The organism is Bacillus sp. FSL R9-9410 (assembly GCF_038050385.1).
GTDB lineage: Bacteria > Bacillota > Bacilli > Bacillales > Bacillaceae_G > Bacillus_A > Bacillus_A cereus_U.
In genome coordinates, this window is sequence record NZ_JBBOTV010000001.1 from 4400001 (window position 1) to 4423083 (window position 23083).

Below are 23083 nucleotides of genomic sequence, written 5' to 3' on the forward strand. Positions count from 1 at the left end.
TCGTTGTATTTTGGCGACTCAATTATCTTATCATACTACATTTTCAAATGCAAGTACTTTTTTAAAAGATTTTTTGATGCGGCCGAGAGGACTTGAACCTCCACGGGGTTTCCCCCACTAGGCCCTCAACCTAGCGCGTCTGCCGTTCCGCCACGACCGCGCGGAAAAAACAAAAGTGAGCCATGAAGGATTCGAACCTTCGACCCTCTGATTAAAAGTCAGATGCTCTACCAACTGAGCTAATGGCTCGTAAATGGCTGGGCTAGCTGGATTCGAACCAGCGCATGACGGAGTCAAAGTCCGTTGCCTTACCGCTTGGCTATAGCCCATCGAAATAGTTATCTTCTTTTCAAAGACAAATGTTATTGTACCATAATGTCCAATAAAAAACAACTGCCATATAGCAGAAGTTAAAATGGCGGTCCCGACCGGGGTCGAACCGGCGATCTCCTGCGTGACAGGCAGGCATGTTAACCACTACACCACGGGACCATTTGGTTGCGGGGACAGGATTTGAACCTGCGACCTTCGGGTTATGAGCCCGACGAGCTACCGTACTGCTCCACCCCGCGATAATATTATTTATATAATTATATGATAAGTGTTAGCAACCACATTACGAGAATGTTTGGTTGCGGGGACAGGATTTGAACCTGCGACCTTCGGGTTATGAGCCCGACGAGCTACCGTACTGCTCCACCCCGCGACAATATTATTCATATAATTTATATGGTGGAGGATGACGGGATCGAACCGCCGACCCCCTGCTTGTAAGGCAGGTGCTCTCCCAGCTGAGCTAATCCTCCGAAGTGGTGACCCGTACGGGATTCGAACCCGTGTTACCGCCGTGAAAGGGCGGTGTCTTAACCACTTGACCAACGGGCCAATATGTATGGCAGAGAAGAAGGGATTCGAACCCTCGCACCGCGTTAGCGATCTACTCCCTTAGCAGGGGAGCCCCTTGAGCCACTTGGGTACTTCTCTGTATGGCTCCGCAGGTAGGACTCGAACCTACGACCGATCGGTTAACAGCCGATAGCTCTACCACTGAGCTACTGCGGAATAATGAAGACAATTTGTATCTTATAAAAATTCTCATCGTAAGTCAAGAAGTTTTTTCACAACGTCTTGCGCAAACGTGACATGTTTATAATATACTGGATTGCGTTTTCACTGTCAAGATGTTTTCACTACCAGTTTTAGTTGTCCTTTACACTTTCCACATACATATCTTTGTGTATTTATTTGACGTCTTCTTACATATTGAAATGAACACCCCATACATTCATACATAGAAACTTTCGTTTCCTCCTCACTAATCATTCGTTTGCAAAAACGTGGTGCACCTACTTTCTTTAATAACTCACGAAAATCTCTATCTCGGTGCTTATACCCCTTTCCTGTGATATGTAAGTGATAATGACAAAGTTCATGTTTAACAATCCCGACTAACTCTCCTTTACCATATATTTCGTAATATCGATAATTCAATTCTATATTATGATTCTTCAATAGATAGCGCCCACCAGTTGTACGTAACCTACTATTAAACATTGCTTTATGTAAAAACGGCATTCCAAAGCATTGTAACGATACCTCTTCCACTAACCGCTGAATTTCTTGCTCATCCATTCTCATTCCTCCTAAACTAAAAAATATTTTCACACTTTTCTCTCTTCTTATACATATAGTAAATAGTACATATACCCATCCTCATTCAAGAAGCGTGATTTCTAAAAATGCAGCATTGCTAGAAATCCACTCACCAACCTCTCATCAAAGTTACCTTAACTAAAAGGAGCTACTTTTTTGAGAGCAGGATTAAACAAGGAGGGATTCCTATGCCCACGTGGCTAAAGAAACAAATGCAACGTGCATATTTTGAGAAAAACCGGTATCAAATCAAGTTACTAAATGAATGCTGGTTTTATTATAGTAAAATACATCAAAGCTCATAATCAATTAAACTTTCCAGTTCATAAAAAAAGAGCAGTTTCATCTGCTCTCTTTTCTTACTATTCAATCGGTAACATTGATAATGCAACACGACCTTTTTTCGTATCAATATCATCTACCCATACCTTTACAATTTGTCCCACGGATACAATATCTAATGGATGCTTTACAAATTGTTTGCTTAGTTTAGAAATATGTACTAAACCATCTTGCTTCACACCAATATCAACAAAGGCACCGAAATCAACAACATTGCGGATCGTTCCCTCTAATTCCATACCACGCTTTAAATCTTCTAATTTTAAAATCCCCTTTTTCAAAAGTGGCTTTGGCAACTCATCCCTCATATCTCGTTCCGGGCTAATTAAAGCATCCATAATATCAACTAGTGTCGGCTCACCAATCTCCGTCTCTTGAGATAATTTAGAAATATCTACTCCTTCTAAACTCTTTTGCAAATTTGGTTTCCCCACATCACTCTTCGATAAACCTAAGCTCTTTAATAGTAATTCAACATTTTTATATTGCTCTGGATGAATCCCTGTGCGATCTAATGGATTCGCTCCTTCTAATATACGTAAAAACCCGATACATTGTTCATATGTTTTTGCACCTAAACGCGGGATTTTCTTTAACTCCGTTCGCTTCGCGAATTTCCCATCTTCCTCACGCTTAGCTACAATATTTTTCGCAACTGTTTTTGATAACCCAGAAACATATTGCAACAATGCAACTGAAGCTGTATTTACATTAACACCAACTCGGTTAACTGCTGTCTCTACTACAAATGTTAATGATTCATTTAATCTCTTTTGAGATACATCATGTTGATATTGTCCCACCCCAACAGATTTAGGGTCAATTTTCACAAGCTCTGCAAGTGGATCTTGCAGACGTCTCCCAATTGAAACAGCACTTCTTTCTTCAACCTGTAAATGCGGAAACTCCTCGCGAGCTACATCAGATGCTGAGTACACACTAGCACCCGCTTCATTTACAATAATGTAAAATACATCTCGTTCTACATTTTGTAATACATCTACTATAAATTCTTCCGTTTCCCTCGAAGCTGTACCATTTCCAATCGCTATCATTTCAACTTCATATTTATCTATAATTGAAAGGATTTTCGTTTTTGCATCCTCATATTTACGAACAGGCGGATGCGGATAAATAACATCTATGTGAAGAACTTTTCCTGTATCATCTACTACAGCTAATTTACAACCGGTTCTATATGCTGGATCTACCGCTAACACAACTTTCCCTTTCATCGGAGGTTGTAATAATAAATTACGTAAATTCTCAGAGAAAATATGAATCGCTTGTTCTTCGGCCGTTTCCATTAATTCTTTACGAATTTCTCTTTCTATTGAAGGTTGAATTAATCGCTTATATCCATCTTCCGTCGCTAATTGTACATAATGTGCACTTTTAGAAGCTTCATCAAGAATCATTTTTTTATGTAAAAACTGAAGGATTTCTTCAATTGGCGTGATAACAGAAACTCTTAATACGTCCTCCTTTTCACCACGATTCATAGCTAGTACACGATGTGGCACTACTTTTTGCAACGGTTCTTCATAGCCATAATACATTTCATATATATTCTTTTCATCTTTTTCTTTATCTTTTACAGATGAAGACATAATCCCTTGTCGGAAAGTAGTATTGCGAATCCAACTACGATATGCCGCATTATCCGAAACAAGTTCCGCAATAATATCTTGCGCACCTTGCAACGCATCTTCTGCAGACGCCACTTCTTTTTCTGCATTAACAAATTCCATAGCCTTCTCTGCTGGATTTTCTTTTTTATATAACAATAGCCACTCAGCTAACGGTTCTAATCCCTTTTCTTTAGCAATTGTAGCTTTCGTTCTTCTTTTTTCTTTATATGGACGATATAAATCTTCTACTTCCTGAAGTTTTTTTGCAGCAACAATATGACGACGTAACTCTTCGGTTAGTTTCCCCTTTTCACCAATAAGACGAAGAACCTCTTCTTTCCTATCTTCTAATTGCATCATATATTGCCATCTTTCTAAGATTGCACGAATTTGCACCTCATCTAAGGATCCTGTCCATTCTTTTCGGTAACGAGCGATAAATGGAACTGTGTTACCTTCTTCTGTTAATTGAATAACATGACGAACTTGCTTTTCTGTAAAGCCTAATTCTTTCACTAACATTTTCATTAACCCTTGTCGATTATCTACCATTTCCATATCCAACCGTAACCTCCTCTATAATAAAAAAAAGTTGCCCTGTAAAGAGAGCAACTTAAACTGCCGATTTAAAAATCTATTAGTCCTAAACTAATTTGTAACGCTTCATCTACACGACTCATCATCACTTCATCTAAATGAGTGATTTTGTCCGTTAAGCGTTGCTTATCGATTGTTCGAATCTGCTCGAGTAAAATAACAGAATCTCTCTCAAAACCATACTTTTTCGCATCAATTTCCACATGAGTGGGTAATTTCGCTTTTTGAATCTGTGCAGTAATAGCCGCTACAATCACAGTCGGACTAAAACGATTTCCGATGTCATTTTGAATGACAAGAACCGGACGAACGCCTCCTTGCTCAGAACCAACAACTGGGGAAAGGTCTGCAAAATACACGTCGCCGCGTTTTACAATCAAAATATTACCCCCCGCTAACTAAGCGTTCTACTGTATGAGCTGCTTCATACTCTGCTAAGAAAGCTTCAGATGCAATACCAAGATTAATTTTTCCCATTTCAATGTACCCACGTCGCATTGATTCATGTTGGTAGCGTTTCTTCGTCTTATGTTGACGCAATAACAGTTGTGTTGCCTGGCAAATTAGTTCATGGCGATTCTTATTCTCTTGTTTTCCAATTCCGTCCAATTCCGTTACCATTTGCTTTGGCAACCGAACCACGATTTCAGTAGTTACACTTGATTCGGACACAAAAATACACCTCCACCGTCAACTACACACCCAAATATATATATGACACCTATTGTAATAATACCATTGTATGGAGCCTGTTGCAAAGACTTCCTTATTCCCTGCTTATGTTTTCCAATTCATAAACAAAACATTCATCTTCTTTTACTTTTCATCTCTTTCAAACAAGAAATAAAGCAATCCTTTCCGCAACATTTCATTGTAACTTATATTAATAACATTTATAAAAAGAAGATCCCTAGCAAAAAAGAGCCTATTTTCCATTAGCGAAAATCCCCTAAATGACGAGATACTGAGCGATAATACCTTCTTCTATATATCGTTCAAATAATTGATTACTTCTACAACTTTACCGTGTCGTATAAATATTCTCGGTACACGGAAGCTTATCGTTGCGATAATTTCATAATTAATAGTCCCGGAATATTCAGCGACCTCGGTAGCACTAATATACTCATCACCTTGTCTCCCAATGAGTGTAACTTTCGTACCAAGTGGCACTTCACAAGGAAGATGTATCATCAATTGATCCATTGTCACTCGCCCTACAATCGGTACTCTTTCACCATTTACAAGTACTTTAAACCCTTGCAACCTTCTAAGCCAGCCATCTGCATATCCAATTGCAACTGTCGCAATCCATTCTTCCGTTCTCGTTCGGTATGTGACATTATAACTAATCCCATCCCCTTTGATCACTTGCTTAATATGAGCAACTTTCGTATGAAGTGACAACGCCGGTTCCAATTTAAATGGTAAAAAAGGACGTATTTCTACAGATGGGGATAATCCATACATCGCAATACCAACTCGCACCGCATTAAATGTAATCCCTTGAAACCTTAACGTTGCAGCACTATTGGCTGTATGGACAAATTTAGGATTCACTCCAAATTCTTTCAACCAACTTAACTGCTGCAAGAATGTATTATATTGCTTATCAAAGTAAGAAGTCTCAACCTCATCCGCTGTTGCAAAATGCGTATATACTCCTTCTAACTCTAAAAATGGCGCACCTTCTAAACTCTTTAAGAACCCTTTTAATTCTTTGCGTTCACGTATTCCGATTCTCCCCATACCACTATCAAAATTAATATGGAATTTCATTATTGATGAACCATCCCAGAGCTTTATCGCTTCTTCCACCCATTCTTTTTGAAAAACAGTTAATGCTACATCATTTTCAGCAGCTACATTTACATCACGGGGCGGGGAAGGACCTAATACTAAAATCGGTGCAGTAATACCAGCCCTCCGAAGCACTAAGGCTTCATCTAAAAAAGCAACTGCTAATCTTGTCGCTCCTGCTTCTAATGCAGTTTTAGCCACCGGTACATAATCGTGCCCATATGCATTCGCTTTAACTACAGCAAAAATCTCTACATCACTTGGAATGAACTCTTTAATATGCGTAACATTGTTGTAAATCGCATCTAATTCCACTTCCACCCAGGTGTCACGGTAAAACGGTGCGTCTTCCATAAATACACTTCCTTATACACGATATGCGAAGCTTATTCTTTTATATGCTTCTTTTATGAAATCCACCTTCAAACTAAGAAAAGACGCGGTGCACATATATCACCACGTCTAAGATGTTTACTTCACCTGCTTCGCTGTAACCGAACGAGCAACCATCAACAACTCATTCGACTCTAAACCTTTAGATACGAGCATATATTCTACTCCGTTATGCGACCACGTTACAGAGTCTTTCGTCAATGCACCAATCGTGAAACCAAGATCAACCGGCTCTCCACTTACACTTACCGCCGATGAGGCCTCTGCAACTTTTGCCTTTTCTTGTATTAAAGTAAAGGATTTCTTACTTCCAGTGTATGTGAGTATTGCACGCTTGCCACTGTCTGTCTCCAACTCTTCTTCCTCTTTCAAAGTCATGCCTTGCGGCGTATCACGCGGATACAAAATAGCAAACGGTTTGTCTTCTTTCGCTGCCGTCTGAACATCCACTTGTGCTCTAGACATATTTTGTTTCGTATCAAATGCACCTTTATCAAACTTTGCATCAAACTTTACTTTAGTGAAATCTACTTTTACAAGGACATTTTGATCATTATCCATCAGCTTCACAGAAACTGGTGTTAAATCACTTTTATTCAGCTTAATTTCTTGTTTCGGCAACATATTTTGATGTTGATAATTTGTTTTTGTTTTAAATACATAATACTTATCTGTTTTCTCGAAAGAGAGATTTTTCTTATCTTGCAAAATATCTCTTACAAGTGATTCATATAAATAAGCCTGGCTACTATTTTGCGGCCAATCACTTTGAAAACGGAAACTCTTATTAAGCGCCGGCGTTAATACAAATACACCTTCATCATTTCTTAAAATAATTTGACTCTGATCCTTTTTCGCATTCTGCAAATTCACACGATAATACGAAGGTTCTTTATGCCAAATTTCTACATTGTACTCCTGAGGCTCATTTCCTGTTTTAATAGATAATTTCGCTTCAGCTTGATAACTCTTCATACTTTTAACTTTCGCTTCTAAATCTCTCACAACATCTTCCTGTTTCTTTTCCATACAACCCGCCAACACAAAAACGGTCAATAAACCGACAAGAACTAAAAACAGACGCCTTTTCATCACTTCAGCCCCTTTGCCCCTATAAATGAATGGAAGATATGCCTTCCTTATCGCTACCTCAAATATATGAGACAAAGATATAAAATATGCAGACTAGCGTGACGAGCTTTCCAAAACAACTTGAGCAACGGCAAATTCTTTACTATGACTAATTGATAAATGAACAATATGCTCTGTATTTGTAATGATAATCGGCTTACCTCTATCATCATTCCTTACTTCAATATCTAAAAAACTCACTTCTTTCCCGATACCGGTCCCTACCGCTTTAGAATACGCCTCTTTTGCTGCAAATCTTCCAGCTACGAATTCTGTAAGACGACTTCCTTTCAGCCCATCGGCAACATCACGTTCTTTTTCAGTTAAAATACGTTCCATAAACTTAAGCTTTCCATCTAGCATTTTTTCAATTCGATTCAACTCAATAATATCGATTCCAATCCCTACAATCATTTCAAAATCCCCTTCTTCTATTTAGCTTTCTTCATTCATATTGTAAGAATAACAGAGAATCTTTCTGATGCAAAAGGAGTGATACTAACAACATGCTAATACCATCCACTCGCATTTCCTTACAACCGATTATCATTTCTTTACTTCTTATACAATTAGTCATGATTATATTGAGCGACTTTTCCCTCTTTCACCTGGCAGCCTACAATGAATATATCGCTAAAGGAGAATGGTGGCGTGTCATAACTTCCTTACTTGTACACGTAGACTTACAACATTTTCTTTCTAATAGTATTTGTTTATTTTTACTTGGTTCTTCTATTGAAAAACAACTAGGACACTTTTCTTTCATCATTATTTTTTTCCTATCTGGCATTCTCGGGAATATTTCTTCTTATATTATTATGCCTCTTGAATATATTCACGCCGGAGCATCTGGTGGTATTTTCGGATTACTAGGCGCCAAATTATTCCTATTGTATAGTCGATACCGTTCTTCAAAACCAAGAGACATCGCTATTTTTTCAATAATGATACTTATATTACTGCTATTTACTTTCTTTAATCCCTCTGCCAATCCTATAAGCCATTTAACAGGATTGATTATCGGCGGCATATGCACCCCTTTTTTAACAAAAAAAATCGATGGCGCAGAGCTTATTTAATATAGAAGCTCGCACCATCGACAATTTCCACATCTGTTTGTTTACTTAAATCTCTCATTAGTTGAAATAAAGACTCGTCCTTTTTCTTCGCCTCAATCATACAATCAATTTGCGGAACACTCCCCTTTATCTTTCTCAAAAAAGATAAGAAGGTATCTACATCAATAAAATCCGCATGTGCTCTTGGGTTTTTTCCATCTCTAGGACTAGAGATGTGCATTTTAATTGGTAACAAAGACGATTCCCACGTATGTACAACACGCGCCCAATCTTCATGCCAATCTTCCTGGTCATTATTCATCATATGATGATGCAAATCAAACACGACTGGAATGTCTAATTTCTCACCTAAATACAATGTTTCTTCTAAAGAAAAGGTCGTGTCATCATTTTCTAATATAATCATCTCTTGAATACCTCTTGGAACAGTTGACCAATTTTCTATAAAGCGTTCTAATGCGAGCTCCTTATCGTTATAACCTCCTCCCACATGTAATACACATCGTTGCTTATGCTCAATTCCCATACCCTTTAACAATTTTTTGTGCATCTGCAATGTCTTTACAGATTGTTTGAAAATACTCTCCTCAGGTGAATTTAGTACAACAAAATGGTCTGGATGGAAGTCAATTCGCATATTCATACGAATTGCATATTCACCTAATTCTTTCAGATTTTCTTTTAAAGGACGAATATAGTTCCAATCTAACAACTCCTCATGATTCGCTAAAGGAATAAGCTTGGAACTAAGTCGAAAGAAAGATATATCATGTCCTTTATTATGCTTTAATAATCGTAAGCAATTTTCCAAATTTGAATTAGCGATTCTTTCGAGTTTACGAATCGCAGCCTCTCGATCATCAATCCGCTGAAACTGTGCATATGTCATCGTTTGAGATGGAGATGCATTCTTCAAATGCACACTCATCGCAACATACCCAAGTCTTACAAGCATATAGCACCTCATTTCTATACGATTTATTATGTAGTATGCACAATTACAGAAATAAAAAAAGAGAATGCCAGCAAAGGGCATTCTCTTTTTTATTAAGCTTGTGGACGGCTATGATGTTTTCTTTCGCCGCGTCCATTTGAAGATCCAGGGCGACCTTCACCTTTACGACCACGGTTACCATCACGGCTACCACTTCCACCATCACGATTACGATCACGGTTACGACCATCGCCACTTCCGCTTCCACTTCCACGTCCATCACGATTGCGATCACGGTTACGACCATCGCCACCGCCGCGTCCATCACGACTACGATTACGGTTACCATCACGGTATCCACTTCCGTTACCACCGCGTTTTTTAGAACCGCCACCGCCACCTCTTGAAACAACTGGTGGTTCTGATGTTAAAGCGATTGGAGTTGTATCCGGCTCTTTTGTCATCATTTTTAAAGCAGCAGCTACTACTGTTACAGAATCATTCTCTTCTAACATTTCTTCTGCAATACGCTTGTAGTATGATAAGTTTTCATTTTGGATTGTGCTTTGAAGTTTTTCAGCGATTAAACGTTGTTGACCTTCTAATGCCTCGTCAAGTGTCGGTGCTTCCATACGATCAACCTTACGTTTTGTTGTACGCTCAATATTTTTTAATTGTCCTGATTCACGTGGTGTTACAAATAACATTGCAATACCTTTTTTACCTGCACGGCCAGTACGACCAATACGGTGAACGTATGATTCTGGATCTTGCGGGATATCGAAGTTGTATACGTGTGTTACGCCTGAAATATCAAGACCACGTGCAGCAACGTCTGTTGCAACAAGAACTTCGATAGTACCTTCTTTAAATTTACGTAATACAGACATACGTTTTGCTTGTGTTAAGTCACCATGAATACCTTCTGCTGCATAACCACGTAAGTTTAATGCTTCTGATAATTCATCAACACGACGCTTTGTACGACCGAATATGATTGCAAGCTCTGGAGATTGAATATCTAGTAAGCGTGTTAACACGTCAAACTTATTCTTTTCTTGCACTTCTAAATAGAACTGCTGAATGTTTGGCATTGTTACTTCTTTTGCTTTTACTTTAATGTGTTGAGGCTCAGTCATGAAACGCTCAGCAATACGACGGATTGGATCTGGCATTGTCGCTGAGAATAATAATGTTTGATGTGTTTCTGGCACATCTGTTAAAATCGCTTCAATATCTTCAATGAAGCCCATGTTTAACATTTCATCCGCTTCGTCAAGAACAACAGTCTCTACGTTTTGTAAGCGAAGTGTTTTACGGTTAATATGATCTAAAATACGACCCGGCGTACCAACAATAATGTGTGGGTGTTTTTTTAGAGCACGAATTTGGCGGTTAATATCTTGACCACCATAAATTGGTAGAATACGAACACGTTTATGTTTACCAAGTTTGTATAACTCTTCTCCAACTTGAATTGCTAATTCGCGCGTTGGCGCGATAACAATACCTTGAACTGCTTCTTTATTTGTATTCACTTTATCTAATAGTGGTAATCCGAATGCTGCTGTTTTCCCTGTACCTGTTTGCGCTTGCCCAATAATATCCTTACCTTGCAATGCATATGGAATTGTTTCAGCTTGAATCGGCGTAGCCTCTTCAAAGCCCATACTTTCAACAGATTGTAGTAAAGACTCACTTAATCCTAATTCTCGAAATGTTGTCAATGTTACTTCTCCTTTTCTATCCTATACTTATCATTTAAAAAAAGGCGTTTTCCGAACTTGCGGAAAAGCCCTTTTCCTGAATACTGACGTATAACCGGGCGTATATTCTTCACGAAAATACTTCTAAACGTTATTACACTTTATCAATTATAAGTTTTGTAGGTGTAAAAAGCAAACCCCAACTGTTACCTTATTTCATATTCAGAGCTTTTTTCTTTACTTTTATTTTTTTATCGTTTACTGTAAGCGCTTATTATAAGTTTCCACTATTTTCGTGGCTATCATCCCTATTTATATACACCAATTATTTCAACATCGTAATTACTTCTTCTAATTTCATACCGCGAGACGCTTTTACTAGCACAACATCTTTTGCATCAACTACTGCTTGCAACTCTTTTGTTAACTCTTCTTTACTATCATACGCTTTTACACGGTCTTTAGGGAAATTAATTTTTGCACCTTCAGCAATTTGAGCCCCTAATTTACCATATGTGAATACATATGAGATCTTTGCTGGGTCAATTAATTTACCTACTTCATAATGAAATTGCACTTCTTGATTTCCAAGTTCTAACATATCACCAAGCACAACAATTTTTTTAGCAAATCCATCTAAGCCATTCATTAGGTGGAACGCAGCTTCCATAGCCGTTGGACTCGCATTATAGGCATCATTGATAATTGTTAAACCACTATCTGTTTTTACAATTTCCATACGCATACCTGTCATTTGAAGTGTTACTAAACCTTTTTTCATTTCTTCCCACGTTACACCAAAATGTTTCGCAATTGCCATTGAAGCAAGTGTATTATATACATTATGCTTTCCTAGCACCGGTAGATAGAATGACAAAGTTTCATCCCTGTTCATCTTAAAGTGTGTTCCAGTTGCCTGTAATGTTACAGTAGTTGGATAGTAATCATTTGCTCTCGCATCACCAAATGTAACTGTTTCTGCTGCTAAATTCATTTCTGGAACACGATTCGTTAATAGCGGCTCATCTCCATTATATACGAACACGCCACCCTTTTGTAAACCTGTAACAATTTCTAACTTCGCTTCAGCAATCGCCTCACGAGATCCTAAATCCATTAAGTGTGCCTCACCAATGTTCGTGATAATAGCTGCATTAGGACGAGCTAACTTAGATAGAAATTCAATTTCTCCTTGGCTTGACATGCCCATTTCTAATACAGCTACTTCTGTATTTTCCTCTAAATTTAAAATAGTAAGAGGTAAACCGATATGGTTGTTGAAATTACCTTCTGTTTTTTGAACTTTAAATTTAGTCGCAAGAATACTTGTTACAATATCTTTCGTAGATGTTTTACCATTACTACCCGTTACACCAACAACTTTTACATCCAATTGATCACGATAGTTTTTCGCTAACATTTGCAATGCTGCTAGTGTATCTTCTACAAAAATAACTGGAAGATTTTCAGGTGGGTTTTCTACATCTTTCATCCACAATGTAGCAATCGCCCCGTTTTCAACAGCTTTATCTACAAAAGCATGTCCATCGAAACGTTCACCTTGAATCGGAACATATAAGTTTCCTTTTTCAATCTTTCTCGTATCAATAGATGCTCCTTGTATAGTAATTCCCTCATATTTCTCTGCTAATCCAGTACCATCTACCATTTTCTCTACTTGTTTTAACGTTCGCTTAATCATAAAAAAACACTCCTTACATAGAGGAAGCACTATTCCTTCGAATAGTGCTTCCTCCTTTTTTGTTAGATTGTATATTTAATTTTTTGTTTTTCTTCGTGACGTTCAATCGCTAAACGAATCAACTCTTCAATTAATTCCGGATACGGTAACCCTGTATGTTGCCATAATAGCGGGAACATACTAAACGGCGTGAATCCTGGCATTGTGTTTACTTCGTTAATATATACTTCTCCATCTTTCGTTAAGAAGAAATCAGCTCGTGTTAAGCCCGAACCATCTAATGATTGGAATGCAATAATTGCATCTCGCTTAATTACATTAGACTCTTCTTCTGTCATTTCAGCTGGAATAATTAACGCTGTATCACCATCGATGTATTTCGATTTGTAATCATAAAAATCTTTTTTTGGTACAATTTCACCTACAACAGAACATTTCGGCTCATCATTACCTAATACACCAACTTCTACTTCACGACCTACAATATTTTCTTCTACAATAATTTTACGGTCAAATTGGAATGCCTCTTCGAATGCATTCTCAAGCTCTTCACGATCGTTACACTTATTAATACCAACACTTGAACCAAGGTTTGCTGGTTTTACGAAGCAAGGATATCCTAATACTTCTTCTACTTTTTCATACGCTATTTCACTATCTTTTTCCCATGCGCTACGAATGAAAGATGCATATTTCGCTTGTTTCAATCCAGCTTCTGCAAAGATATTTTTCATAACGACTTTATCCATACCAGCAGCTGATGCTAATACACCGTTACCTACATAAGGAATGTTCATTAATTCTAATAATCCTTGAACCGTTCCATCTTCACCGTTTGGCCCATGTAGTAATGGGAAAATAACGTCAATAGCATCTTCCCCCGAAGTTGCAGACGGAATAATTTCTGTGCTTAATGATAACGGGGAAATCGCATTTTCTGCACCGCTCATTTTTAAAGTTTCAACGTCTGTTACTTCACCTTCAATACGCTCACCGCGTATCCATTGACCTTGTTCTGTAATATAAATTGGATGAATCTCGAATTTATCTTGATTTAATGCTTTAATAGCAGCAAGAGCCGTTTGTAGCGAAACTTGATGCTCAGCTGATTTTCCACCGTATAGTAAACCTAATTTAATTTTTGTCACTGAAATCACCCTAACCAATTGTTTTCATTTTTCTATTTTAGCACTTTTTATAAAAATAGGTAGTTCCTATTTGAAATAAAATGTAACTTCCACAGATAATTAAAAGACATCACTCATTGGCTTTCTATTTATTTTTTTCACAACTGCACAAAATTAAATCCTAAAATAAAATTTCAATCTAATCTAGTTATGTACCTAAAATATGTAGAAATCTCCTTTTTGTGTATGCCATCTATTTATTAAGAAGATCGTTTGGTCAGTGTGTCTTTTTGCCTTTTTTCAACAAGACGATCTAAAGAAACATATACAAAGCCTGCAACTACACATCCAACACCTAAAATTGTAAATAAGAAGTGACCAAGCAAACGATCCAATAGAAAACCACCAAGAAGCGGACCAAATGCCCCCCCTGTGATCCACTGCAAACTGGCCGCTCCCATATATGTTCCTCTCAAATGCTCAGGGGCCAAATTCGCTACAAACGTCATCTGTACAGGTGACATAATCATCTCACCTAACGTGTATATTGCATAAACGAACAGTAACGTTATTAAAATAATTGTAGCATTTGTATCTAATCCTCCAAACCACTTCGGTAACCACCCTATAAAAAACAAACCAATTCCGAACAAACACGCACCGTATAACATCGTCTTTCCGACAGGTTTATCTGCCGCCCATTTTGAAATTTGAAATTGAAATAAAACAACTAATAGTCCATTTAGCGCCATTAAATATGGATATGGATTATTAATGCCCTTCATTTCGTTATCAAAGTGCAGCGGCAACATGCCTTCTGTTTGAGAAAACCCCATAGAAATAATGATTCCCGCTAACAAATAAATCATTAACGCCTTATCTCTCATTAAAATTTTCCAAACCGCACCTGATTCCTTCTCTTCATTCTCTTCTTTTTTATCTGCGGCTTTTGGCATTGTCTCCTGAATAAAAATTAATACAAGTAATGCATAAAATAGCATTGTCGACGAAGCGATAATAAAAACAAGGTTCTTCGATAAAACAACTACTGATACTCCCATTATCGGTCCAATTGCAGCACCAATATTGTGTCCCATTCGCAATAAACCATATGCCTCTGTTCTTTTTTCTGGCGCCGTCACATCTGCAACCATCGCTGATGCCGCTGGATGAAATAGAGAATTACTTAACCCTAAAAAAATAGATAAAATGGCATATGGGATAAACCCTTCTATAAATAAAAAACCGAGCATTAGTAATGCATTACTCGCCATCGAAAATATCATGATTGGCTTTCTTCCATATATATCAGCTATTCTTCCGCCTATAAGTGAGCCAAAGCTTGCAGCAATTGGAGAAAGCGCCATAATAATTCCAACTTGTAATAAAGAATCTACCTTATCTTTTAAATATAGTGCAAAAAAAGGCATTAACATCATCATCGCAATTCCGTTCAATGTCTCACCGATAAATCGAATCCATACGTTACGATCCATCGCCCTTAGCTCACGCCATGTATTTTTCATACTTCCCCCCCTTAATTAACCAACAATTATCTTATAACAAATTCAGAAAAATGTAAATTTTCAAAACAAAAATCCATTCTAACAGAATTAGAATGGATTTTTCCACTTATAAATTTGCTACATCTTCTTCTTTTTTACTATTACTTAAAGCACTATGTTTTCGGCTATATAAAAAGTAAACTGCTATACCAATAACCATCCATACCCCAAAACTAATCCACGCTGTTCCGGATAACTGAAGCATTAAGTATAAACAAAAAATTACCGTTAACGCTGGTAAAAATGGTACAAGAGGCGCCTTAAATGCCCTTGGTAAGTCAGGATGAGTTCTTCTCAGGACAATAACCGCAACTGCTACAAGTGCAAAGGCTGACAATGTCCCCATATTTACAAGGTGTGCTAAAACATTTAAATCAATTAACCCTGAAATAAGTGCTGCAATAATCCCAGTTGTCCATGTATTTAAAAATGGTGTTTTAAATTTCGGATGAACTTTAGCAAGACGCTTCGGCAACAGCCCATCTCGGCTCATCGCATACGAAACACGAACTTGCCCATACATCATAACTAGCATTACAGTTGTAATCCCTGTAATTGCTCCTACCGAAATTACTCCCGCTAAACTATCTTGTCCAATAAATTGAAGTGCAAAGGCAACTGGATCTGATATATTTAGCTGTCCGTATGGAACAATTCCTGTCAAAATAAGTGAAACAACGATATAAAGAACAGTACAAATTAATAACGATGCGATAATGCCGATTGGTAAATCACGTTGCGGACGTTTCACTTCTTCTGCAGCTGTTGAAACTGCATCAAATCCTATGAATGCGAAGAATACTGTAGCAGCTCCAGCCATTACACCATCTAAACCAAATGGCATAAAAGGCGTCCAATTTTCAGGTTTTACATAATTAAACCCAGCAAAGATAAAGATAAGAACAACCGCTATTTTAATAAATACCATGATATTATTTATTCGTGCACTTTCACGAACACCTCTAGATAAAAGAGCTGTCATAACTAGAATAATTAGAACTGCAGGTAAATCAATTATTCCACCCTTTCCTGTACCAGGAGCCGAGGAGAGAATGGTCGGAATATGAATCCCAAATCCCTTTAATAACGATTGAAAATACGCTGACCATCCATTGGCTACAGCAGATGTAGCTAATAAATACTCGAGCATTAAATCCCATCCAATTAAGAATGCAAATACTTCTCCCATCGTCGCATACGTGTACGTGTACACACTCCCTGAGACAGGAACTGAAGAAGCAAATTCAGCGTAACAAAATGCAGCAAAGGCACAAGCTAATGCAGCTATAGCAAATGATAATATAATAGCTGGTCCAGAATGTTTCGCTGCTACAACGCCAGTAAGAACAAAAATACCAGTTCCAACAATTGCTCCGATTCCAAGCATTGTTAAATCAAGTGCCCCTAACGTTCTCGATAATGTCTTTTGTTTACTTTCTTGCAGTAACGTTGAAATCGGCTTCTTTTGAAAAATTTGCTTCATACTGTGCTCCTCCATGATTTTAGTTATCTGAAAATTTAATTTATTTTTTATTTTACCCACAGTACGTTTTTTAGTCAATACTTTTGTCGGAATAAACAGAAAATCATCGAGATACGCGCTATACCCTTATCATTCTTTCTATAAAAAGATTCACACAATCATATCTATATATCTTTTCATAACTGTTTTTGGTATTATTATACATGTCGATTCCACAAAAGAGGCATGCTCCTTTATTGAGCATGCCTCTTTTTACTTATTTCACAGTATATGAACCCTCTTCAATCCAGCTATACATATACTTTTCATCTTCCGTCTCATGTGCTTGTTTTACAATACGAAGCGGACGGAATGTATCTATCATAACAGCCAATTCAAGTGTTTCTTTCTTCCCTATACTCGCTTCTGTTTTTCCAGGATGCGGCCCATGTGGAATCCCGCTCGGGTGAAGCGTAATAGAACCTTCTTCCACACCTTTTCGGCTCATAAAGTTACCTTCTACATAGTAAAGTACCTCATCACTATTCACATTACTATGATAATATGGTGCCGGAATTGATTCTGGATGATAATCATATAAGCGTGGTACGAAAGAGCAAATAACAAAATTATGACCTTCGAATGTTTGATGTACTGGTGGTGGCTGATGAATACGACCTGTAATTGGTTCAAAATCCTCAACATTAAATACCCATGGATATAAATAACCATCCCATCCAACAACATCTAACGGATGGTGCCCTAAAACATGCTTATGCATATAACCCCTCGACTTTGTCATTACGACAAACTCACCTTTTTCATCATATGTCTCCAATTTCTCCGGACCACGAATATCTCTTTCACAAAACGGACTATGCTCTAACAGTTGCCCATATTCATTGCGATAGCGACTTGGTGTTGTAATTTGGCTATTTGCCTCTACAACAAGAAACTTAGTCTCTCCCTCATCTGGAATAACACGATAAATCGTTCCAATTGGAAGCGTTACATAATCACCTTTTCTATAGTGAATCGTTCCAAACATCGTCTCAATTTTTCCTGTTCCATAATGAACGAATAACATTTCATCGCCATCACCATTACGATAGAAATAATCCATTTTTTCTGCCGGACTCACTACTCCAATTAACAAATCTTCATTTCCAAGTATGAAGGTTCTTCCACTTACTGCATCACCATTTTTCTTATTTTCTTTCGTGCGAAAGTGACGATGAGCAAGAAGGGCATCCTCTTCATACTGTAACTGACAAGAATGCGATAATGCCGCATGACCTACTTCCGTTGGCATATAATGATGATACAAAATAGACTGCGTACCAGAAAAACCTTTTGTTCCCATTACCTGTTCACGATAAAGCGATCCATCCTTTTTACGGAATTGTACATGTCGTTTATGAGGTAGCTCCCCCATGTGACGATAATACATGCCCATCACCTGCTTCCATCTCTTTTTTGACCGTATTACGTAATGTACCTAAACCAGTAATCGTAAGTTCTACAACATCTCCAGCTTGCAGCCACTCTTCCGTACCAAGCTCCAAAATACAGCCTGTTCCTACTGTTCCAGACCCGATAACATCCCCTGGATATAACGTAACATCTTCCGAAGCACGTTCAATCATTTCAGAGAATGTATAATAAATATCTTGGAAATTCCCTTGTGATAACAGTTGCCCATTTACATGAGCAGTCATCTCTAAATCATAACGATCACCGTTACGATAAACGTCTAATTCCTCTTTCGTAACGAGATACGCTCCTAATGAAGTTGCAAAGTCTTTCCCTTTCGCTGGGCCAAGCCCTACTTTCATTTCTGTTGCTTGTAAGTCCCTCGCACTCCAGTCGTTCATAATACAGTACCCAAAAATATATTCCTCTGCTTGCTCACGAGAAATGTTTCGTCCTTCTTTCCCAATTACGCAAGCAATCTCTAACTCATAATCAAGTTTTTTAGACTTCTTCGGACCAATAACAAAATCATCTGGTCCAATAACAGCACGGTGGTTAGTAAAATAAAAAACGGGGATATCATACCATTCAGGTACAACATCTAGCCCTCTTCTTCCGCGGGCTGTTTTTACATGCTGTTCAAATGCATAAAAATCTCGAATGCTACTCGGATTAGGAATTGCCGCTGCTAATTGAACTTCATCTAAGGAATATATACCCTTTTCAGGATTCTTAATATTACGCAATACTTCTACATACTCATCTACTTTCTCTAAAAAGGCGAACATAGAAGAAGGTAATTGTCCATCACTCGCAAGATTCATATCGATTACTTTGTCACCTTCAAGCCATCCAGCTCGCATTTCTTTCGAGGGGAGACGAAATGTAACAAATTTCATCATGATTCCTCCCTATGAAAATGAAATTTCCACCAACAAAGAAACTCTTGCTGGTGGATACAAATTTTATAAATTTCCGCGACGCTCTTGTTCTCTTTCAATTGATTCGAATAACGCTTTAAAGTTCCCTTCGCCAAATCCACGAGAACCTTTACGTTGGATGATTTCAATAAATAGAGTTGGACGATCTACAATTGGTTTCGTAAAGATTTGTAATAAATAACCTTCTTCGTCACGGTCTACTAGAATCTTCAATTCTTTTAATTTATCAATTTCTTCATCAATTTTCCCCACTCGTGCAGTTAACTCATCGTAATACGTATCTGGCGTATCTAAAAACTCAACACCATTCGCACGAAGTACTTCAATTGTTTTTACAATGTCACTTGTTAATAAAGCAAGATGCTGTACACCCGCTCCGTTATAGAACTCTAGATATTCTTGAATTTGCGACTTTCTTTTTCCGTCTGCTGGTTCATTAATTGGAAACTTAATACGGCTTCCATTCGTCATAACTTTTGACATTAGCGCCGAATACTCTGTACTAATATCGTCATCATCAAAATGAATCATTTGTTTAAAGCCCATGACGTTCTCATAATAGCTAACCCATTCTTCCATTTTTTCAACATTACCAACGACATGGTCTACAGCAATTAAACCGGATTCTTCAAATGGAATATTAAACTCTATCTTTTGGAATCCTGGCATAAATGTTCCTTTATAATTTTTACGCTCTACAAGCGTGTGAATTGTATCACCATACGTACCAATAACAGCTTTTTTCAATGTGCCGTCTTCATCTGATAACTCTTCAGGAGGAGCAATCGCAACAGCACCACGCTTCACCGCTTCCGAGTAAGCTTTATCAACATCGTCAACAAGTAATGCCACATCTTTCACACCATCACCATGAGTCTTTACAAACTCTGCAATACGATTATCGCTACTTAAAGCCCCAGACACAACGAAACGCATATTTTTTTGCACAAGAACATAAGATACCTTTTCACGATTTCCAGTTTCTAATCCAGAGTAAGCCACAATTTTGAATCCGAACGCTCTCGCAAGGTAATAACTCGATTGTTTTGCATTTCCTACGTAAAATTCCAAATGATCTACATCACGTACCGGAAAAAAGTCCTCCATTTGTGCAGCTAGCGTATCCATAGATTTTTGTTTCATAATATCTTCATCCCCCTGTAAATAGATTAAATGGTTCATACTTAAAACCAACCGAAAACGCTTCCAACATCGATTAATAGAAATTAGTTAGCAGGCTAACAATTTCTGACCTTTAAAATTTTCTATCTTTTCTGTCAAATTCCTCTTTTTTTCTTACATATAAAATTCGACTTTTTTCTCTTTAAAATAAAGTGAAACTTTAATCGGTGGGAGTTTTGTTCATTCCCCACTGATTATTAGCCCGACTCCTACCTAACTCCTTTTTTGAGGTGGGAGTCTTACTGTCCGCAAATAGCGAGATAAGGGGATATTATTAATACTTGAGGGTTTATATGAGAGGAAAATAAAAAAGACCCCAACATATTAACTACTTACTAATATGCTAGAGTCTTTATTTTTTTTGAATGATGGTACGTATGGTGTATAAAGATTTGTTGTCATCAAAATTTATCATACTAATACATTTGTAAGGAATACAATAAACGCTGTTAATAGCGCTGCTCCACTTGCCGATCCTAAAATGTCCATTTTTGTTACTTGTAATACTTGTTCCTTGTTCATATTCCTCATTCTCCCTTCTTTTTTTATTACAAAACTTTTATTATACTAATACACTTGAAAGAAATACGATTAATGCTGTTAATACTACCGCTCCGCTTGCTGATCCTAAGAAGTCACCTTTTGTTACGTTCAATACTTGCTCGTTGTTCATAGTTTTCATTCTCCCTTCTCTTATTTTTGTTACAAAACTTCTATTATACTAATACGCTTGAAAGAAATACGATTAATGCTGTTAATACTATCGCTCCGCTTGCTGATCCTAAGAAGTCACCTTTTGTTACATTTAATACTTGCTCGTTGTTCATAATTTTCATTCTCCCTTCTCTTATTTTTGTTACAAAACTTCTATTATACTAATACGCTTGAAAGAAATACGATTAATGCTGTTAATACTACTGCTCCGCTTGCTGATCCTAAGAAGTCACCTTTTGTTACGTTTAATACTTGCTCGTTGTTCATATCATTCATTCTCCTTTTTTATAAGTTATCTATATGTAATTACTAAGAAATGATTAGTTCATAGTTTTCATGTTAACGTTACATTGAAATTAATTACGTAACGTTTGTAACACTAATGTAACATAACTATTATTACGTTGCAATATAATTACGTAAATTTTATTACACTTTTTTTACGTTTTTTTAAATAAACACTCAAAAACCTTGTTTTAATGCGTTTTCTACTACAATCACATTTGTAACACTAGTGTAACATTAAGGTCATAAAGCGAAATATAATATTATTCATCTCTATTTTGTTAAAAACCAAAGTGAAACTTTAATCAACGAGAGTTCCATTCCCTACTAATTATTCCCCTCACCAATCGCACTTTTACTAGAAATTAATGCGGGATAAAATACTATCTTTCCAAGATAAGTTTATATGTTTCCTCTATATAACTATGTATAATGGAAACAAAGAGGTGGTCATTTTGAAATTAATCGCACTAGATATGGATGGTACACTACTATCATCTAATCTTGAAATCTCCAAAGAGAACTTACAAGCTATCCAAACCGCAAAAGAGGCTGGTCATATTGTAATGATTTGTTCTGGCCGCGCGAAAGAGGATGCTTTGAAATTATTGGAAGAATATAAACTATCTCTTCCAGTTGGAGCAAGCAATGGGGCAATTGTTTATGTGGACGGAAAAGTAATTAACTCGCGTTGTTTACAAAATGATAAAGTATACAAGCTTGCAAAATTACTAGAATCTGAAGGTTTCCCATATAAGTTGTACACAAATAAAGGGGTTTATTCTCCTTATACATGGCAAGGTCAAGTCATGCAGGCATTCGAAGAAAATAAACATACACTAGATGTTACACTTGAGGAACTTGAAAGAATTACAGAAAAACAAAAGAAATCTAACTTAATTACTGATTTCCAAAAAATAGAAGATGTCGTAAATAATCCAGAATTAGAAATATCTAAATTCTTCATTTTAACATTTAATGCTGCTCATCGTTCACAGCTATTACAAACTTTACAAGAAGTTACGGACATTTCAGTTACGGCATCAGCTCCTACTAATGTAGAAATTATGGATAAGCATGGCCATAAAGGCAATGGTTTGCAAGAAATGGCAGCTTATTTCAATATACCAATTGAAGATACTGTTGCAATCGGTGACAACTTTAATGATGTGCCAATGCTACAAGTAGCCGGCTTATCAGTTGCAATGGGAAATGCTGAAGAAGACGTAAAAAAATTATGTGACGTTGTTACATTAACAAATAATGAAAACGGTGTTGCTCATGCAATTGAGCAATTTGTATTAAAACAAACTTCATCAAGTAAATAAAAAAAGGACTCTTTCACATTTTGAAAGAGTCCTTTTCT

The 23083-nt window shown here is 37.2% G+C and carries 23 protein-coding genes and 10 tRNA genes; 3 read left to right on the forward strand and 30 right to left on the reverse strand.

What is annotated here, in order from left to right:
- Positions 1–77: 77 nt before the first annotated feature.
- From MKX77_RS22700 to MKX77_RS22750, 11 genes are all read right to left on the reverse strand, one after another.
- A tRNA-Leu gene (locus MKX77_RS22700) sits at positions 78–160 on the reverse strand.
- A gap of 16 nt (positions 161–176) precedes the next feature.
- A tRNA-Lys gene (locus tag MKX77_RS22705) sits at positions 177–249 on the reverse strand.
- A 5-nt stretch (positions 250–254) separates the two neighbouring features.
- Positions 255–329 (reverse strand) — tRNA-Gln (locus tag MKX77_RS22710).
- Positions 330–416: 87 nt separating this feature from the next.
- Positions 417–492 (reverse strand) — tRNA-Asp (locus tag MKX77_RS22715).
- Between the two features lie 3 nt (positions 493–495).
- Positions 496–572 (reverse strand) — tRNA-Met (locus MKX77_RS22720).
- 57 nt (positions 573–629) lie between these two features.
- Positions 630–706 (reverse strand) — tRNA-Met (locus MKX77_RS22725).
- Positions 707–730: 24 nt separating this feature from the next.
- Positions 731–806: transfer RNA gene (locus MKX77_RS22730), tRNA-Val, on the reverse strand.
- A 4-nt stretch (positions 807–810) separates the two neighbouring features.
- Positions 811–885 (reverse strand) — tRNA-Glu (locus MKX77_RS22735).
- 8 nt (positions 886–893) lie between these two features.
- Positions 894–984, reverse strand: a tRNA-Ser gene (locus MKX77_RS22740).
- 3 nt (positions 985–987) lie between these two features.
- Positions 988–1062: transfer RNA gene (locus MKX77_RS22745), tRNA-Asn, on the reverse strand.
- A 114-nt stretch (positions 1063–1176) separates the two neighbouring features.
- Positions 1177–1632 carry a SprT family protein gene (locus MKX77_RS22750; protein WP_215555029.1) on the reverse strand — a complete coding sequence of 152 codons (456 nt, stop codon included), beginning with the start codon at positions 1630–1632 and terminating at the stop codon, positions 1177–1179.
- A 209-nt stretch (positions 1633–1841) separates the two neighbouring features.
- Here MKX77_RS22750 and cmpA point away from each other — a divergent pair, with 209 nt between their 5' ends.
- Positions 1842–1958 (forward strand): cortex morphogenetic protein CmpA, encoded by a 117-nt coding sequence (gene cmpA, locus MKX77_RS22755; RefSeq protein ID WP_001143642.1) that lies wholly within the window; start codon positions 1842–1844, stop codon positions 1956–1958.
- A 57-nt stretch (positions 1959–2015) separates the two neighbouring features.
- On the opposite strand, the gene MKX77_RS22760 is transcribed toward cmpA, so the two are convergent.
- From MKX77_RS22760 to acpS, 6 genes are all read right to left on the reverse strand, one after another.
- Entirely contained in the window at positions 2016–4184 is a 2169-nt protein-coding gene (locus MKX77_RS22760; RefSeq protein WP_341307989.1) for a Tex family protein, read from the reverse strand.
- A 68-nt stretch (positions 4185–4252) separates the two neighbouring features.
- Positions 4253–4603: a type II toxin-antitoxin system endoribonuclease NdoA gene (ndoA, locus tag MKX77_RS22765; protein WP_000635965.1), complete on the reverse strand. Its 351-nt coding sequence runs from the start codon at positions 4601–4603 to the stop codon at positions 4253–4255.
- A gap of 4 nt (positions 4604–4607) precedes the next feature.
- Complete coding sequence (locus tag MKX77_RS22770; RefSeq protein WP_000004570.1) at positions 4608–4895, reverse strand: antitoxin EndoAI; 288 nt, start codon at positions 4893–4895, stop codon at positions 4608–4610.
- 312 nt (positions 4896–5207) lie between these two features.
- Complete coding sequence (gene alr / locus MKX77_RS22775; protein WP_215555028.1) at positions 5208–6377, reverse strand: alanine racemase; 1170 nt, start codon at positions 6375–6377, stop codon at positions 5208–5210.
- Positions 6378–6494: 117 nt separating this feature from the next.
- On the reverse strand, positions 6495–7445 hold the full coding sequence (locus MKX77_RS22780; RefSeq protein ID WP_341307990.1) for a LolA family protein: 951 nt from the start codon (positions 7443–7445) through the stop codon (positions 6495–6497).
- A 156-nt stretch (positions 7446–7601) separates the two neighbouring features.
- Positions 7602–7961 (reverse strand): holo-ACP synthase, encoded by a 360-nt coding sequence (gene acpS, locus MKX77_RS22785; RefSeq protein WP_341307858.1) that lies wholly within the window; start codon positions 7959–7961, stop codon positions 7602–7604.
- Between the two features lie 92 nt (positions 7962–8053).
- Here acpS and MKX77_RS22790 point away from each other — a divergent pair, with 92 nt between their 5' ends.
- On the forward strand, positions 8054–8626 hold the full coding sequence (locus MKX77_RS22790; RefSeq protein ID WP_341307859.1) for a rhomboid family intramembrane serine protease: 573 nt from the start codon (positions 8054–8056) through the stop codon (positions 8624–8626).
- Here MKX77_RS22790 and uvsE read toward each other — a convergent pair.
- From uvsE to MKX77_RS22855, 13 genes are all read right to left on the reverse strand, one after another.
- On the reverse strand, positions 8619–9581 hold the full coding sequence (gene uvsE, locus MKX77_RS22795) for a UV DNA damage repair endonuclease UvsE (protein ID WP_341307860.1): 963 nt from the start codon (positions 9579–9581) through the stop codon (positions 8619–8621). The genes MKX77_RS22790 and uvsE overlap by 8 nt on opposite strands.
- Before the next feature lie 92 nt (positions 9582–9673).
- Positions 9674–11287 carry a DEAD/DEAH box helicase gene (locus MKX77_RS22800; protein ID WP_341307861.1) on the reverse strand — a complete coding sequence of 538 codons (1614 nt, stop codon included), beginning with the start codon at positions 11285–11287 and terminating at the stop codon, positions 9674–9676.
- A gap of 304 nt (positions 11288–11591) precedes the next feature.
- Positions 11592–12968 (reverse strand): UDP-N-acetylmuramoyl-tripeptide--D-alanyl-D-alanine ligase, encoded by a 1377-nt coding sequence (gene murF / locus MKX77_RS22805; RefSeq protein WP_215555023.1) that lies wholly within the window; start codon positions 12966–12968, stop codon positions 11592–11594.
- Positions 12969–13030: 62 nt separating this feature from the next.
- Positions 13031–14116 carry a D-alanine--D-alanine ligase gene (locus MKX77_RS22810; protein WP_341307862.1) on the reverse strand — a complete coding sequence of 362 codons (1086 nt, stop codon included), beginning with the start codon at positions 14114–14116 and terminating at the stop codon, positions 13031–13033.
- Between the two features lie 239 nt (positions 14117–14355).
- Complete coding sequence (locus MKX77_RS22815; RefSeq protein ID WP_341307863.1) at positions 14356–15621, reverse strand: MDR family MFS transporter; 1266 nt, start codon at positions 15619–15621, stop codon at positions 14356–14358.
- 106 nt (positions 15622–15727) lie between these two features.
- Positions 15728–17143, reverse strand: a complete 1416-nt coding sequence (locus MKX77_RS22820) for an amino acid permease (RefSeq protein ID WP_002159541.1) — start codon at positions 17141–17143, stop codon at positions 15728–15730.
- 256 nt (positions 17144–17399) lie between these two features.
- Complete coding sequence (locus MKX77_RS22825) at positions 17400–18572, reverse strand: homogentisate 1,2-dioxygenase (RefSeq protein ID WP_341307864.1); 1173 nt, start codon at positions 18570–18572, stop codon at positions 17400–17402.
- Positions 18538–19494 carry a fumarylacetoacetate hydrolase family protein gene (locus MKX77_RS22830; protein WP_341307865.1) on the reverse strand — a complete coding sequence of 319 codons (957 nt, stop codon included), beginning with the start codon at positions 19492–19494 and terminating at the stop codon, positions 18538–18540. Before MKX77_RS22830 ends, MKX77_RS22825 begins: the two co-directional genes overlap by 35 nt.
- A 66-nt stretch (positions 19495–19560) precedes the next feature.
- Positions 19561–20679, reverse strand: a complete 1119-nt coding sequence (hppD, locus tag MKX77_RS22835; protein ID WP_341307866.1) for a 4-hydroxyphenylpyruvate dioxygenase — start codon at positions 20677–20679, stop codon at positions 19561–19563.
- 450 nt (positions 20680–21129) lie between these two features.
- Complete coding sequence (locus MKX77_RS22840) at positions 21130–21240, reverse strand: DUF3948 family protein (RefSeq protein WP_445819106.1); 111 nt, start codon at positions 21238–21240, stop codon at positions 21130–21132.
- Positions 21241–21280: 40 nt separating this feature from the next.
- Positions 21281–21400, reverse strand: coding sequence for a DUF3948 family protein (locus MKX77_RS22845; protein ID WP_201039406.1), 120 nt, complete (start codon positions 21398–21400; stop codon positions 21281–21283).
- Positions 21401–21434: 34 nt separating this feature from the next.
- Positions 21435–21554 (reverse strand): DUF3948 family protein, encoded by a 120-nt coding sequence (locus MKX77_RS22850; RefSeq protein ID WP_098534360.1) that lies wholly within the window; start codon positions 21552–21554, stop codon positions 21435–21437.
- 34 nt (positions 21555–21588) lie between these two features.
- On the reverse strand, positions 21589–21699 hold the full coding sequence (locus MKX77_RS22855; RefSeq protein ID WP_001058532.1) for a DUF3948 family protein: 111 nt from the start codon (positions 21697–21699) through the stop codon (positions 21589–21591).
- Positions 21700–22172: 473 nt separating this feature from the next.
- Between MKX77_RS22855 and MKX77_RS22860 the strand changes: the two genes are divergently transcribed.
- Positions 22173–23045 (forward strand): Cof-type HAD-IIB family hydrolase, encoded by an 873-nt coding sequence (locus tag MKX77_RS22860; protein ID WP_341307868.1) that lies wholly within the window; start codon positions 22173–22175, stop codon positions 23043–23045.
- Positions 23046–23083: the final 38 nt, after the last annotated feature.

Bases quoted from the DNA above. Each gene is read 5' to 3' on its own strand.
- MKX77_RS22750 (WP_215555029.1), bottom strand. From the start codon at position 1,632: ATGGATGAGCAAGAAATTCAGCGGTTAGTGGAAGAGGTATCGTTACAA.
- cmpA (WP_001143642.1), top strand. From the start codon at position 1,842: ATGCCCACGTGGCTAAAGAAACAAATGCAACGTGCATATTTTGAGAAA.
- MKX77_RS22760 (WP_341307989.1), bottom strand. From the start codon at position 4,184: ATGGAAATGGTAGATAATCGACAAGGGTTAATGAAAATGTTAGTGAAA.
- alr (WP_215555028.1), bottom strand. From the start codon at position 6,377: ATGGAAGACGCACCGTTTTACCGTGACACCTGGGTGGAAGTGGAATTA.
- MKX77_RS22780 (WP_341307990.1), bottom strand. From the start codon at position 7,445: ATGGAAAAGAAACAGGAAGATGTTGTGAGAGATTTAGAAGCGAAAGTT.
- acpS (WP_341307858.1), bottom strand. From the start codon at position 7,961: ATGATTGTAGGGATTGGAATCGATATTATTGAGTTGAATCGAATTGAA.
- MKX77_RS22790 (WP_341307859.1), top strand. From the start codon at position 8,054: ATGCTAATACCATCCACTCGCATTTCCTTACAACCGATTATCATTTCT.
- uvsE (WP_341307860.1), bottom strand. From the start codon at position 9,581: ATGCTTGTAAGACTTGGGTATGTTGCGATGAGTGTGCATTTGAAGAAT.
- murF (WP_215555023.1), bottom strand. From the start codon at position 12,968: ATGATTAAGCGAACGTTAAAACAAGTAGAGAAAATGGTAGATGGTACT.
- MKX77_RS22815 (WP_341307863.1), bottom strand. From the start codon at position 15,621: ATGAAAAATACATGGCGTGAGCTAAGGGCGATGGATCGTAACGTATGG.
- MKX77_RS22820 (WP_002159541.1), bottom strand. From the start codon at position 17,143: ATGAAGCAAATTTTTCAAAAGAAGCCGATTTCAACGTTACTGCAAGAA.
- MKX77_RS22825 (WP_341307864.1), bottom strand. From the start codon at position 18,572: ATGTATTATCGTCACATGGGGGAGCTACCTCATAAACGACATGTACAA.
- MKX77_RS22830 (WP_341307865.1), bottom strand. From the start codon at position 19,494: ATGAAATTTGTTACATTTCGTCTCCCCTCGAAAGAAATGCGAGCTGGA.
- hppD (WP_341307866.1), bottom strand. From the start codon at position 20,679: ATGAAACAAAAATCTATGGATACGCTAGCTGCACAAATGGAGGACTTT.
- MKX77_RS22840 (WP_445819106.1), bottom strand. From the start codon at position 21,240: ATGAACAAGGAACAAGTATTACAAGTAACAAAAATGGACATTTTAGGA.
- MKX77_RS22845 (WP_201039406.1), bottom strand. From the start codon at position 21,400: ATGAAAACTATGAACAACGAGCAAGTATTGAACGTAACAAAAGGTGAC.
- MKX77_RS22850 (WP_098534360.1), bottom strand. From the start codon at position 21,554: ATGAAAATTATGAACAACGAGCAAGTATTAAATGTAACAAAAGGTGAC.
- MKX77_RS22855 (WP_001058532.1), bottom strand. From the start codon at position 21,699: ATGAACAACGAGCAAGTATTAAACGTAACAAAAGGTGACTTCTTAGGA.